This is a genomic window from Staphylococcus arlettae (assembly GCF_002902345.1).
GTDB lineage: Bacteria > Bacillota > Bacilli > Staphylococcales > Staphylococcaceae > Staphylococcus > Staphylococcus arlettae.
In genome coordinates this window covers 1-12629 of sequence record NZ_PPQB01000005.1, presented here as the reverse complement: position 1 = coordinate 12629, position 12629 = coordinate 1, and the positions used below count along the sequence as shown (strand labels likewise).

Here is a 12629-nt window from a genome sequence, read left to right as displayed (position 1 = left end):
TTTAGCAACTTTAGATGCTTTCTTCTTACGTTTCTTAGTCGCAAATATCTTATTGAAATCTTCCATAACAATCTGGTCCACTTCATGTGGCTTATACTGTGCATCCTCGATAAAATGACGGTAAATTTCGTATATATCTTCTACGACTTCGCCGGCTGTTTTGCCTTCGTTGTAGTCGCTTTTTTTGTTTGCTTTCCCGTGTCGTTGTTAGCGAAAATTTTGCTATAAGTGTCAGCGAGAGAGTTTTCAACTTCTAAACCGTCAAACACTTCATCAATCGTAAATTGATTGTCAAAAACTTTAACAAGTAATGCTGCAAATTCGTCATACATTTCAAATGTATCTTCTGATTCTTCCTCTTTTGCTCTTTCGTCTAATTCTTCTGATTTCTTCAAGAAATCTTTGTATTCTTCAGTTTGTTCAAGGTCATCTAGTTCTTGGAAATATTTTTCTTGTTCTTCGTCTGTTTCAGCTTCGCCTAATTTTTCTTCAACTTTTTCAATTTTGTTTAAAATACTTCTGTGTTTTCGGTATAAGTTTTGCATTTCACCAACCACACCAAAGCCTGCTTGTAATTCTTTCTCAAATTCTGCTTGTGCTTTCATAGCACCTAAATTCAATTTATCTTTAGAAAACATTTTGTTCTTACCATCAATTTTTAAAGTTACTTTAGCCATATATAAGCTCCTTATAAATTATTTTTGTATACAAAAATAGGCGACCGGTTAAAGTCGCCTTAAATCAAATTATGCTACTGGTTCTTCTGTAGATCCGCCGCCATCTGGTACAGTCGTCACTGTTCCATGAATAGCGTCATAGAATGCTTGTTCGTCAAATTCTGGATCTGCACTGTGAATACGAGCGAATACTAATTTATCCTCTTCACGTTGCATGAATGAACCTTCCATTTCGATTTGGTCTTGTTGTTCTGGTGAATCTTCCATAGTAGAAGCACTTGTACCAGGAATGTTGAAATTACCTCGAGTTAATCCGTAATAAATATATGAACCATCATTACAACGATACTTCCAAGTTGCCGAAACGTAAGGAGGTACAAGGTCTGATTTGTACATTTCAATACCTTTTTCATTAGGTACTCCAAGTAGTTCATTACGTTCTTCCTTAGTTAGTTCCATTAAGTTAGCTGTTAATGTTGCACCTGTGATACCACTAAATAATGCTAGTTTTTTAACACCATCTGCGTATACTGGTTCATTACCTTGTTCTAATTCTAGTTCGATTTCTTGTAATCCTGGTACATCTGTAATTGGACCAGCTGTTTCTACACCGTTACCAACTTGTTTACGAATTTTAAATCCTTCACATGTAATTGCTACTTTTTTATCTGCCATAGTTTATTACTCCTTTTTAGTTAAAATAATGTTGAAGCTAAGCATTTGGTTATAAAGGTTAAAATCTTCATCCTTGCTTAACTCCCTTTCAAAACAAATGCCATTGATACTTTCGATAATTTCAACCACACGTTCATTTATTGAATGAACATCACTGATTGACTTACCAAAGGTTTCAACGGCAAATAAATAACGATAATGACCACTGCCACCATCGTTTTCTAGTGCATTGCCATTCATGATTTCTGTTAAGCGCATGAATGGTGCTTCTTCTGTTTTCTGATATGATTCGGGTATTTCAAATGTGTATATTAAAGGCTGTTTAGCGCTTGTTTTACGGGCTTCATTCATCATAGATACCAATTGTTCATCTTTACGCAAAACATCCCACATACGCACGATAGGGTGCTTAGTCAACGTCAAATACCTTTTCCATAGCTTGACGGTATATAGCTAGTATTGGCCCTTTTGCTTGTTCGTGAGATTTACGTAAAAAGTGTTGTGGTGGTTGTCCAACTGTACCTCTAACTTTTGTACCAACATCTGGAAAGTGGATATACCAACCAGATTCTTTACGTGATTTACCCATTTGATAACCAACTTCTTTTTTAGGATAAGATTCGTCACGTTGGAAATTAGAAATTTTGGTAACATCTCTCGCATGGTCTGAATGTGTTTGTTTATCAGATACCGGCGTATTCATTTTGAGAATACCCTCATAAGTTTTGGATGCATTAGTAACAGCCCTTTTAGCTTGTTTCTCGCTTTCCCATATCAACTTATTGAGTTTGTCTGAAATATCTTTATCGGAATCTCTACGTTTTGTCATTCAACCACCTCACATTTCAACTGTTGGCGTTCCATGTCTTGAAAGTCCGTTTCAATAGCTACAATTTTGTATTGCTTGCCTTTAAATTCCACAAATAACCCCGAATGTATATCTGCTTTTTGTCGATAACGTATGATAAATACTATCGTTTCACGTCTTGTGTCTAGGTCCTCATTTCTAAATTCTTTAATAGTAGTTTTTGACACTTCACAAAACGGAGTAGCGATAGTAGTAGGTACTTCCTCGTATCCACCTTCATCGTTTATCATATTTTCAACCGAATAAATTTTTATTCTGTGCTTGAGTTTGCCGATTTCCATTTTGCATACTCACCCCTTAACGCTTGTATTAACGCAAGTGATGATTGAGGTGTTTCGACTTTCTCAAATTGCGTTGTAGTAGAACGATTTTCGTAGTGATGTGCAACATGATTGATAACAGCCAAATTAAAAAGGCTTATTACTTCATCGTTGGATGTGTAAAAGCCTTCATCATCTGTTATCGCACCTTTTACTTGTCGCCTTGCAGCAGGTAAATAAAGATACTGTATTTCGTTGTCATCAAAGTCATGATCTACACGTATTGCGTTTTTGATGTTTTCTAACGTAAGTTCATACACACGTATCACCTACTTTTTATCTGTACGTTCTAAAAAAGGACCGTCAAACCCATTTGCTTTTAAAGTACTTTCAACTTCATCAGCACGTTTGACAGTCATTTCTACCTCGTCATTTTTCTTTAATTTTTTGTCTAACTCTAAATCTTTATAAGGTTTAACAACTTTATATTTAGCCATCTATATCCCTCCTATTATGCTGTTGGTTCTGAACCTGTACCTAAGTCGCCAGCCGTACCAGTGTAAGTAATAAAACGACCCGCTTCTTCTACACCTTTTTTAACGTCGAAACGCATGTAAGCTGCTAAGATTTGACCATAGATTTCATTTTCTACCCATTTAACAGATGCTTGTTTGCGGTCTGCAAAGAATACTGCATAGTTTAAATCACCGATAAATGCTTTCTTATCACCTTTAACACCAAATAGTTCATCTTTAATAATGAATACTGGACGACCAAATAAAACTGTTCCAGTTGGGCTTGTAATATCTTGTTTTAATAGGTATTGACCGTTTTTATCTTTCAATGTATCTAAGGCTTGATAGAATGATTGAGATACAACTAATGAAAGATTGTACGCAGGGTCGATCTCTACGTTGATAATTTGTTTAATATCATCTAAGTTTGCAGTGTCAACCGGTGCAAATGTTTTCATTACATCCGCAATGTATTTGTTAGTTGTGTTTACTGCTTGTCGTGCATTATTTCTAGCGATAATGTTTGCTAAGTTAGCTTCTGAATCATCAAGTGCTTCTTGTGACACTGGAATTTGACCACGATAAGTTTTAACTTTGTAATCAATGTCAGTGAATTTAGGAGAAGCAAGCTCTGGGTTCTTAGCTAATTCTTCCACACTTACCATTGTTTCTTGTGCTGGATTTAAAATTGGATGTGATCCAGACGCAGTTGTTACTGGTTGTACGTTAACGAATTTCTTCAAGTCAACGAACGTTTCTGGTAATTCTTCTGGTTGATATTTAATATCTTCCGGAATGATTGGTTGTGCTTCTACTGATGTAACGTTGTCACGTTGCGCACCTTTTGTTTTAACATAATTTAAAAAGGCCTGTGTTTCCTCTGAATATTTATTTTCTTTGTTTTCTAAAATTTGTCTCGCCATAGAACGTTTGCCCCCTAATTTCTTTTTCTTTTCTTCTTCTAATTCTTCTGGTGTTTTTTCTTCAACCGGTGTTTCCGGCTTTTCTTCCGGTTGTTCTTTCTCATCTGCTTTAGGTTCTTTGTCTTGTTCCGGTTGCTCATCTACTTTTTTATCTTCAGTAGGTGGTTCTGCATCCGGCTTTTCATTCTTTTCTTCCGTTTCAGTTTTGTCTTTCGGCGCTTCTGAATCTCCACTAATTTTTTCTTCAGCAGACACAGAGTCCACAATTTCTTTTTGCTCGTTGTAAGCATTTTTAGCTTGTTGGATTTCTTCTTGTAATTTACGAGCAGTTTCAACATCGCCGTTATTAACAGCTTTTTGCGCTTGGTCAATTAAGTCATTAATCGACTTCGCTTGTTCTTGAAGTGTTGCCATATAGGTATTCCTCCCTTGTTTTTGTTAAAAATTGGCATAAAAAATAGCCTACGTATCAATACGTAAACCTTCCAATTCAAGCTCAATTTTCATTTTTTCCAGTTGTTTAAATTTGTCTAATCCTTTAGCTCTTTGGCCAACTGCAACCGTTGTTTCTTGGTATGCTGGTATTGTTACAATACTCACTTCAATCAGTTCATCAATTTTATTGATAGTTTGTACATATTCGCCATCTACTTTTGACCATGTTCTTGCAGTATCATCATTGGGTGGTAATGTAAAAAAGAAACTACACTGGTTCACATTGCCCGCTTTGATATTTTCGTATATATCTTTAGCGTATGATGTGTTAGGTAAGTAACATTTGAAGTACAACCCTTTACTGTCTATTGAAAGTTCTAATGTTTTAGCTTGTGTACGCCCTACAACTTGGTTGAAATCATGATTGATTAAGCATTTAACATCCGATATATCTACTTCGCTTAGTGCATTCGGATTTATAATTTCTTTAAACCCTCCTAAGTCGTCACTCAATGTATCGAAGATAATCGCATAACCTTCCACAACCATTTCTTGTTGTCCAGTATCAATTTGACTGTTCGCCATTCGGTTCACCCCCTTTTTGTAGGGATTCAATATTTTTCTGAACCTTACTATTTTGATACGCTTGTAAGTCTTTTAATAGAATTGTATTCAAGTCAGCTAACGGTTCATCACCACCTTCAACTGGATCTAATCCAAACTCTGCACGCGCTTCGTTTAACATCATAATTTTTTTCTGGAACAATTGCGTAACACGTTCCAACTTAATTTGTGGATCACTGTCAATTAAGCGTGATACGTCGTAATCAAGCGATACTTCATACGGTGCTTGGACAAATAGTTTTTCCTCTATTTCTGCGTTCATCATTGAGAATATCGGATATAAGGTGTTTCTGTAGTACTCAATACCAGAATCTTTAAGTGATGTATTTACTGTTTCAATACCTAATTTAGACATCGGTAATCCAAATGCTTTAGCAACTTGTTGCGTACTAAACTTATAACTATTTAAGAAATTCAGTACCTCTGTAGGTACTTCTAAGCGTTTAAAGTCCATTGTGTCGTCAAGCATGACTAAACCGTTATTATTTTTTAGCTGGCTATTTTCGAAATTTTGTTTGATTAAACCTAATTCTTCATCAGAATAGCGTCCATCTTCATACTTCAATACTGCAGTGGATGTACCACCATTTTTAAAGAAGTCATCTAAGAAACGTTTACTACCCATTGATATTCCTATCTCATTAGCTAACGAGAATAGAGGGCTGTAACCATTAAATCCATCTAAACTAAACATTCTGAAATGAAGTACATCTTCAGTATCAAATTGAACGTGGCCATCTAATTCATCAATGTAATGATATTTAATTTGGTCGTCTTGTTGTTGAATAGATACTGCACTATTTTGCATGTGATATAACTCAACGGGGTCTCCGTTTTCATCACGGACAATTTCTACATAGGAATTACCGTTTAACAACATATTGGCCACAAGAATGTACTTAAAATGCCATGCATCTAAATGTGCATTAGGTCTTTTGTTTAACAGTTTTAAAATCTTCTTGTCTGCATCTAAATAACTATCTTTATCATTAAACTTAATCGTTGTACTGGCTATATCTTTAGAAATAATATCAATAGCTGTGAAAATATCACTGTTTTTTAATGAAGATATACCCGACCATGTTATACCAGCCATGCCACCCGTTTCAGTTAGCATTCTTAATGTTGATTTATCCACAGTTACATCATTGCTACGTTTAAAACCTCTAAAATTAAATACTCCCATTATCTATTTCCACCTCCCTTCTGGAAAGGGTCATCAATTGTTATCGCTAATCCAGTTAGCATTAATCCACCGATAATAAATCCTAAGGGTTCCCACGCTAAATAAGCACCATAAGCGATTGATACAACGCCTATAAGTGCAAATAGGATAACTAATATATCTTTGGTTAATTTCACGCATACACCCCCTTAAATGAACATTGGTAATGCTCGTTTTTTCTCCCATTCATGCTCACTTGCTATTACATAAGCAAATATAGTTGCCATTAGTGGGTCAATCTTTTCTCTGTTAAGTTTTTTCTCAATCATAATTGCATCATTAACGTTTTTAGCGATAGCATTTTTAACTGCCATATCTAACAATGGGTTTTTATGATGTTTAATTTCTTCGTTAATTACTTTTAGTCTAAAATCTATATTAGGATTAGATAATGTTTGTTGTCCTTGCCTAATTTCAATTAACTCATAACGCCAATTCCTTTGCTCAATACCGGGCAAATAAGAATGTATAGCGTATGGATCATAACAAACTGCTTGTATATCAAGATTGTATTTAGCGATATAACTTTCAATAAAATCAAGCACTTGTGTCGGATTAATAATCCCACTCTGTAAGTCAGTGATTGTACAATATCCCTGTTCAGACATATATTGATAATCAATCATATCTCGTTCTATTTTCGATTGGAGGCCACCTTTTGTACCTACGAAAGAATGAGAGGTTACATAGTATTGTTTGTTCTTTTCATCTAAGTGAATGAATGAAACAGCTGTTAAATCTTCTGCTCTTGATAAATCAAGGCCAATGTATGTTTTAGTGTCATGTATATCAAATTCAGTTTCATTCTTTTTCCAGTCTGCAAATTCAAGGTATGCTTCTTCACTTGCAGCACGCCACATGTTGAAGTTTTTTATTAATATTCCGTTTAATCCGCTTCCACTATCTAATGCAGCAGTAACTTCTGGTTGAATATTTTTAGCTAATACTTTTCTTAATGCTGGTATTTCAAATAATGGATTGGATTTAATCCATGTATCTTGGTCATGTATTTCTTCTTCGCTGTCTTGTTCAGCACAATAAACAAAATAATTCTCGTTGGAAGTTACTCCATCTAATATTTTGTCTATATAGATATATTCTTCATACATCGGACCAGTCATATTTTTACCAGCAGTGGAAATGATTATAAGTGTAGGGTTATCAAGTAATACTTGCCCACGTCTTAATGTTTCATACATATTTTTATTCTTAGCTTCATGGTATTCATCTATGATTGCGTAACTAAATTGATAACCTTCTAAGTTGGAAGCATCATTTGAAACAGCTTTTATTTTGCTTCGGTCAACCGTGTTTAATACTTCTTTCTTACTTTCAGTTATTTTGCTCATACTCTTAATTTTAGGAGATATAGCACGCAATGATTGTATTTGTGCCATTGTCATATCATAAGCAATGGTTGCTTGCTCACGACTGTTAGCAGATAAGCCAACTAACCTTTCATTAACTGGGTCATCACCCATGAGTAGTTCGTAGAGAGAAAGACCTGAAATGAGCAATGTTTTTCCATTTTTTCTTGAGAGTGAGAGATATGCTTTCGTATACCTTCTGTAATTTTCATCATCAATCCATCCGTATAACGAACCAGCAATAAACTTTTGAAATTTAGCAAGTTTCATTTGTTTACCAGTTTTTGGGTCGGGAAGCATCTCTAGAAATTGTATTACGTGATTTGCTTTATTTACATCGAATTGATAACCAAGATTAGGATTTTCTAAATCATCTAAATGCCTTTGACATGCTTTTATATTTTTATCGCTCGCTAACATTTCACCATTAACCACTTTTGTTGCGTAGTCGGTTACATGGTCCTTAATTTTTGGCATTTAGCATATCCTCAAAAGGGTCCGCATTTTCTTTGGACTCTTTAGGTTCAAGTATTTTTAATCTTGATTCCACAGTTAAACCTAATTTAGGAGCGATAGAGTTCATTGCGGTTATGCTGTCACGCTGTATTGTGTAATAACTTGATAATTTAGATCCTCTTTCAGTTACAACCACCATTTCTTTTTCTAATTGCTTAGTAGCGTTGACGTAATTACTGTACGTTTGGCAATACATAGACAGTAATGCTAGGTCTAATGCAGCCACTGGCAACTCTCTTATGAGCGGTAATATCCTATTCCACTCTTTTTTAGCGGTTTTGTCTAACCACTCTGGCGCTGTGTCCTTCAATTCAGTTAGTTGACCAAGCGCTTCTTCTGTAGCTTTCTTGGTTTCTTGTGTATTTTTGGTTAATCTACTTTTTTGTTGCGATAATAACTTTCTTTGCGCCACTTTAATCAACTCCTTTCATGAATAAACTTTAATTAAATAGCGTCAGAATAGTATTTAGCCCCACATATTTGAATTTCATTTTCAACAATTGCTACAGCGAAGGGGTCGAGCGATAAATTAAAAAAATTATTTAAGTGGCGGTCAAATCGACCCTCGCCTTTTTCTGTTGCTATACTTCCGGTCTGCGTCTCGGCTTATGATCTATCCGGTTATGACATGCCGTACATACAGTAATCAGATTATCCATATCTAATCTTCGTTTCCAATCATCTTTCAACTCAACAATATGATGGACCATAAGACGTTTATCATTCACAATACCTTGCTTTAAACACTCTTGGCACAAATACTTGTCACGCAATAGCACTCTCTTACGTTTAGAGCGCCACTGTGACGATTGATAGAACTCTGTATACTTACTATCCTTACCATATCGAACGCTTGCATTGTACCTCTTACTGTTCCGTTTGCGTTGCTCTAGCAATTGGTCTTGAGTCATCGTCTTATTACCTAAACGAATCTTTGGTTCTATGAAAGACAAATAAATCAACTTCTTTCATTTAATATTTATAATTAAAATAATTAATTTAGTTTGATAAATAAAAAAAGAAAAGACAAAAAGAAATATAAATATTATTTGTCGAAAAACAAAATCAATTCTTCTTGTCTTAACTTTATCTTTCTAATCAACTTAATATATAATTGTTTGTTTAGATCAATCTCTTAAACTGATTAAACCTTTTAAGTTTGTTGATTAGATTTGATATTGTTAATCACATTCATATAAGTTAATAAGTAAATGTAATTGATCTTATGTTGTGATGAACAATAAAAAGAGAACACACAAGTTAATGTATGTTCTCAATATAATATAGTATTAATAGGTACTGGAACGATTGTTATTTACAAGTACCTTATGATATAAATTAGTTACAGACCATTGTGATATTCTTTATCACGCTTAGAGAAGTAGGTAGGTATAAAGCCACCATTCTTTCTACGTAGTTCCTGTTTGTGTTTCTTCATTTCTACGGTAGCCGTTAATAATTGCCTAACGTTCTGTTCGATATACTTAGTCGGTATTCTTACAACTTCCCAACCATTATCGTTTTCATTAAGGTTGTTAAGTATAACCCCATCACGCTTAGTATCTTTAACCTTTTGAAAATCATGAAGTTTACCGTCAATCTCTAATACAACTTTTAAGCTAGGTATAAGGAAATCTACTTTATGGTTACCTATTGCATATTCTTTTTTAAAGCGAATACGATTTCTAAGTAATTCCATAGCTGTTACCATTTCAGCAGAAGATAAAAATTTATTAGGTTCTTCCAATGCTTTTTCTAACACTGCTTCACTTTCATCAAAGTAATCCCCTAAGTTAGCTTTTTGTTTTTCTAACATTCTTAACGCACGTTCGTGCATCACTTTAATTTTTAGTTCAACATATTTTTCTAAGTTTGATTCCTTTTCATTTTCATACTTGTCAAAGCAATCATCATGAAAGTACCTTTTTTCAAAATACGTTTCCCCAAACCCTCTTTCTTGATAACCTTTAGTTCCACAATACCAACACGTTTTCAGTTTGCCATTTGATTGACTATTCACTTTTACCACTTCTCCCGTCTGTGACTATTAATAGGCTTTGCCTATAATACCATCTTAAATTTTTTTCGCCCGCACATCTACAAAACGGAAAGTGCGGTTAGAAGTTTATCCACCCAATACGCTTAGCCGTCTCTTGCATCACCTTATTACGTATCCTTATTACTGCATACCGGCTTATTATCTTATCGTCACTGCGTTGTTTAGTTAGCTCATGGGCTATATCTTCCCACTCATAAACCAACTCGTCTTTATCCCAATATCTATAATCAATCACTGCCTTCTGTTCTGGTGTAGCATTACGGTACACATCTTCTATAGCCGCAATAGATTCACTTAGATTACGATAGGTCTTATCTTTATGCAGCTTGACTATCTCATTCTCTACTGGACTACTAACGATATTAGATTTGCCTCCACCTATGTTAGTATCTTGTGGTTGATAAAGGACTTCATATCTTCTATAGGCTAGCTGGCCCTTCATTTCATCATATTTAATCCACAACTGTTCTAGTTTAGGTAAATCTTCTTTGCCTAGATTCATACACTACCTCCAGTTATTTAATGCGTTTATTCCATTCATCTTTAATCTTTCGAATCTCCTCATCAGTCAATTCTCTATGTGGTATCTGTCTTTCAAATATAATATGTGTTAAATATGCCACTTCATATTCCAGTGCGTCTATCTTGGTATCTTTGATTGAATTATATATAAGCGAAATAAGAGCTATACAAGCTAATAATATTGACGTGATTACCCACATATGCATTACCTCCATTTATCTATTTCATAATCACATGGTCCATCTATATCATCGTTAGCCTGTAGTTTAATCAGTATTTCATTCGTCACGTACTTGCTTAGTTCGTATAATGCTAGTAGCAATACAATATATAATGTGCGTTTAATATGTTTCATTTACTCACAGCCTTTTCTATAAGTAGTAGATTTTGATAACGCCTTACTAATAGGACCGTTATTAAAACTAGATGGTATTACTTCTAATAATCCTTTAGGTTTCTTTGCCATTTTCTCAGCCTCTTCCTTACTCTCTGCCTCAACCACTTGATACGTTTGATTAGGTTTAGCTGCAGTCACATGTGGATGTACATGACCTATACTATCTTTGAACGTTGTTACTAAATACTGCGTCATTTCCTCAACAACTCCTTAACCTTAGTGAGTATATCTTTAGTATCCTGTTGACCCGTATCCGCCTCTGTCTGATTCTTGCTCAAAACTTTCCACCTCTGTTATTTCTGGTAACGCTACACGTTGCACAACTAACTGTGCTAGTTTCTTACCTTTATCTACTGAAATTGGTCGCTTGCCAATATTATCCACAATAATACCTATACTCTTATGATATGAGTTGTCTATTGTGCCAAGTTGTACTCTCAATTTAGTCTTAGCAGTCACACCACTTCTAGGTCTAACCTGCGCTTCATATCCTTCATCTAAATGAATAGCAATACCTGTATCAATGATTGCTGTTTCTCCCGGATCTAGTGCCTTAGCTTCACATGTGAATAAATCTAATCCGCTGTCAGTGGCGTTTGCTCTATATGGTTCAATTGCGTCTTCATGTGTACGTTTAAATATTAGTTTGTTCATTATTTTCCTCCTTATACAACCAATCTTTTTCCAAATCGTCCATAACTAGACCCAAACCAATAAGTTGCGTATCATTTTTATCAATCTCTAGCATATCCTTACGCCAATCTTTTAAGTTATCCCACATTATGCGGTGGTTAGTTAGTTTGTGCGTAAGGCGTGTCAGGCGTTTGTTTTCGTGTTCCAATCGTTCAACCTTTGCTTTATACCAAGTTAGGTCGTCGATTAGTGTGTCGCGTTCTGTTTTGTATTGGTCACGTTGTTTTAGTGCTTTGTTTAATTCATGTAATAAAATTTGATTTTCATTGAACTCTTTATATAAATTTAATTGTGTTTCTAATTTTTTATTTAACCTCACTCGCCATCACTCCTTGATCTTTCTTTTTAATTCTCTATTCTCTACTTTAATGTCTACAAAAAATTCTCTTGTTTCTTTTAACTGCTGTTTTAGTTTTTCATTTTCCACCTCTAGCTTGTAACGTTCTTTTAGCGTCCTATCCCAATTACGTTTATACATATCTCGTTCTTGCTCTAATTTATGAATAATATGTTTATTAATTTTACTTTCTAATATCACTCGCCATCACTCCTCAATCTAAATTAATTCATTTAACATTTCATATCTGCGAAATAACTCATCATGCTGGCTTTCAAGGTGATTATAATCTTCTTGCAAGGAAGCCAAAGATTTATCTAAATAATCCCACTCATGTTTTAAATTCTCATTTTCTGTTTTGTATTGGTCGCGTTCTGATTTGAATTGTTGAGCTTTTTTATTTGCGTGAGTTAAATTTTCACTTAAACTTTCGTGTGCCTTTTTGTACATTTCAATTTCAGATAATGCCATTTCATAATTAATCACTCGCCATCACTCCTTTACATAGTTGCCCACATTAACCACATGCTTATTGA

General features: G+C 34.7%; 23 protein-coding genes. All 23 read right to left on the bottom strand.

The features are described 5' to 3' along the window. Nucleotides 1-140: 140 nt before the first annotated feature. The 23 genes from gpG to CD036_RS00200 all read right to left on the bottom strand — a co-directional run bounded on the left by gpG (nucleotide 141) and on the right by CD036_RS00200 (nucleotide 12579). Complete coding sequence (gene gpG / locus CD036_RS00300) at nucleotides 141-677, bottom strand: phage tail assembly chaperone G (RefSeq protein ID WP_103387768.1); 537 nt, start codon at nucleotides 675-677, stop codon at nucleotides 141-143. A 69-nt stretch (nucleotides 678-746) separates the two neighbouring features. Beyond that, entirely contained in the window at nucleotides 747-1352 is a 606-nt protein-coding gene (locus CD036_RS00295) for a major tail protein (protein WP_103387767.1), read from the bottom strand. Nucleotides 1353-1358: 6 nt separating this feature from the next. Continuing rightward, complete coding sequence (locus tag CD036_RS00290; RefSeq protein ID WP_103387766.1) at nucleotides 1359-1769, bottom strand: hypothetical protein; 411 nt, start codon at nucleotides 1767-1769, stop codon at nucleotides 1359-1361. Further along, nucleotides 1762-2181, bottom strand: coding sequence for an HK97-gp10 family putative phage morphogenesis protein (locus CD036_RS00285; RefSeq protein WP_103387765.1), 420 nt, complete (start codon nucleotides 2179-2181; stop codon nucleotides 1762-1764). Before CD036_RS00285 ends, CD036_RS00290 begins: the two co-directional genes overlap by 8 nt. After that, a complete protein-coding gene (locus CD036_RS00280) occupies nucleotides 2178-2450 on the bottom strand; it encodes a phage head closure protein (RefSeq protein ID WP_172606415.1) in 273 nt (90 codons plus the stop codon). Before CD036_RS00280 ends, CD036_RS00285 begins: the two co-directional genes overlap by 4 nt. Before the next feature lie 20 nt (nucleotides 2451-2470). Next, nucleotides 2471-2800 (bottom strand): head-tail connector protein, encoded by a 330-nt coding sequence (locus CD036_RS00275; protein ID WP_103387763.1) that lies wholly within the window; start codon nucleotides 2798-2800, stop codon nucleotides 2471-2473. A 9-nt stretch (nucleotides 2801-2809) separates the two neighbouring features. Then, entirely contained in the window at nucleotides 2810-2977 is a 168-nt protein-coding gene (locus CD036_RS13070) for a hypothetical protein (RefSeq protein WP_172606414.1), read from the bottom strand. A 14-nt stretch (nucleotides 2978-2991) separates the two neighbouring features. After that, nucleotides 2992-4332, bottom strand: coding sequence for a phage major capsid protein (locus tag CD036_RS00270; RefSeq protein ID WP_103387762.1), 1341 nt, complete (start codon nucleotides 4330-4332; stop codon nucleotides 2992-2994). Nucleotides 4333-4380: 48 nt separating this feature from the next. After that, nucleotides 4381-4938 (bottom strand): HK97 family phage prohead protease, encoded by a 558-nt coding sequence (locus CD036_RS00265; protein WP_103387761.1) that lies wholly within the window; start codon nucleotides 4936-4938, stop codon nucleotides 4381-4383. Continuing rightward, entirely contained in the window at nucleotides 4919-6163 is a 1245-nt protein-coding gene (locus tag CD036_RS00260) for a phage portal protein (RefSeq protein WP_244913816.1), read from the bottom strand. Before CD036_RS00260 ends, CD036_RS00265 begins: the two co-directional genes overlap by 20 nt. Further along, a complete protein-coding gene (locus CD036_RS13065; RefSeq protein WP_157951724.1) occupies nucleotides 6163-6339 on the bottom strand; it encodes a hypothetical protein in 177 nt (58 codons plus the stop codon). Before CD036_RS13065 ends, CD036_RS00260 begins: the two co-directional genes overlap by 1 nt. Before the next feature lie 12 nt (nucleotides 6340-6351). Next, on the bottom strand, nucleotides 6352-8046 hold the full coding sequence (locus CD036_RS00255) for a terminase large subunit (RefSeq protein WP_103387760.1): 1695 nt from the start codon (nucleotides 8044-8046) through the stop codon (nucleotides 6352-6354). After that, on the bottom strand, nucleotides 8033-8497 hold the full coding sequence (locus tag CD036_RS00250) for a phage terminase small subunit P27 family (protein ID WP_103387759.1): 465 nt from the start codon (nucleotides 8495-8497) through the stop codon (nucleotides 8033-8035). The genes CD036_RS00255 and CD036_RS00250 overlap by 14 nt, the downstream gene beginning before the upstream one ends. A gap of 169 nt (nucleotides 8498-8666) precedes the next feature. Continuing rightward, nucleotides 8667-8996 (bottom strand): HNH endonuclease, encoded by a 330-nt coding sequence (locus tag CD036_RS00245; protein WP_103388004.1) that lies wholly within the window; start codon nucleotides 8994-8996, stop codon nucleotides 8667-8669. A gap of 431 nt (nucleotides 8997-9427) precedes the next feature. Beyond that, on the bottom strand, nucleotides 9428-10105 hold the full coding sequence (locus tag CD036_RS00240; protein ID WP_103387758.1) for a DUF559 domain-containing protein: 678 nt from the start codon (nucleotides 10103-10105) through the stop codon (nucleotides 9428-9430). Between the two features lie 97 nt (nucleotides 10106-10202). Then, nucleotides 10203-10646 carry a DUF722 domain-containing protein gene (locus tag CD036_RS00235; protein WP_103387757.1) on the bottom strand — a complete coding sequence of 148 codons (444 nt, stop codon included), beginning with the start codon at nucleotides 10644-10646 and terminating at the stop codon, nucleotides 10203-10205. Between the two features lie 13 nt (nucleotides 10647-10659). After that, nucleotides 10660-10866 (bottom strand): DUF1514 family protein, encoded by a 207-nt coding sequence (locus CD036_RS00230; RefSeq protein ID WP_103387756.1) that lies wholly within the window; start codon nucleotides 10864-10866, stop codon nucleotides 10660-10662. Between the two features lie 5 nt (nucleotides 10867-10871). Continuing rightward, complete coding sequence (rinB, locus tag CD036_RS00225; protein WP_103387755.1) at nucleotides 10872-11021, bottom strand: transcriptional activator RinB; 150 nt, start codon at nucleotides 11019-11021, stop codon at nucleotides 10872-10874. Beyond that, nucleotides 11022-11258: a DUF1381 domain-containing protein gene (locus CD036_RS13005; protein WP_115291389.1), complete on the bottom strand. Its 237-nt coding sequence runs from the start codon at nucleotides 11256-11258 to the stop codon at nucleotides 11022-11024. Between the two features lie 36 nt (nucleotides 11259-11294). Further along, nucleotides 11295-11720: a dUTP diphosphatase gene (dut, locus tag CD036_RS00215; protein WP_371861091.1), complete on the bottom strand. Its 426-nt coding sequence runs from the start codon at nucleotides 11718-11720 to the stop codon at nucleotides 11295-11297. Further along, the gene (locus tag CD036_RS00210) at nucleotides 11698-12075 is read right to left on the bottom strand and encodes a hypothetical protein (protein WP_103387753.1); all 378 of its coding nucleotides are present in this window, start codon (nucleotides 12073-12075) and stop codon (nucleotides 11698-11700) included. Before CD036_RS00210 ends, dut begins: the two co-directional genes overlap by 23 nt. 6 nt (nucleotides 12076-12081) lie before the next feature. Continuing rightward, nucleotides 12082-12294 carry a hypothetical protein gene (locus tag CD036_RS00205; protein ID WP_103387752.1) on the bottom strand — a complete coding sequence of 71 codons (213 nt, stop codon included), beginning with the start codon at nucleotides 12292-12294 and terminating at the stop codon, nucleotides 12082-12084. 18 nt (nucleotides 12295-12312) lie between these two features. Continuing rightward, complete coding sequence (locus CD036_RS00200) at nucleotides 12313-12579, bottom strand: hypothetical protein (RefSeq protein WP_103387751.1); 267 nt, start codon at nucleotides 12577-12579, stop codon at nucleotides 12313-12315. Nucleotides 12580-12629: the final 50 nt, after the last annotated feature.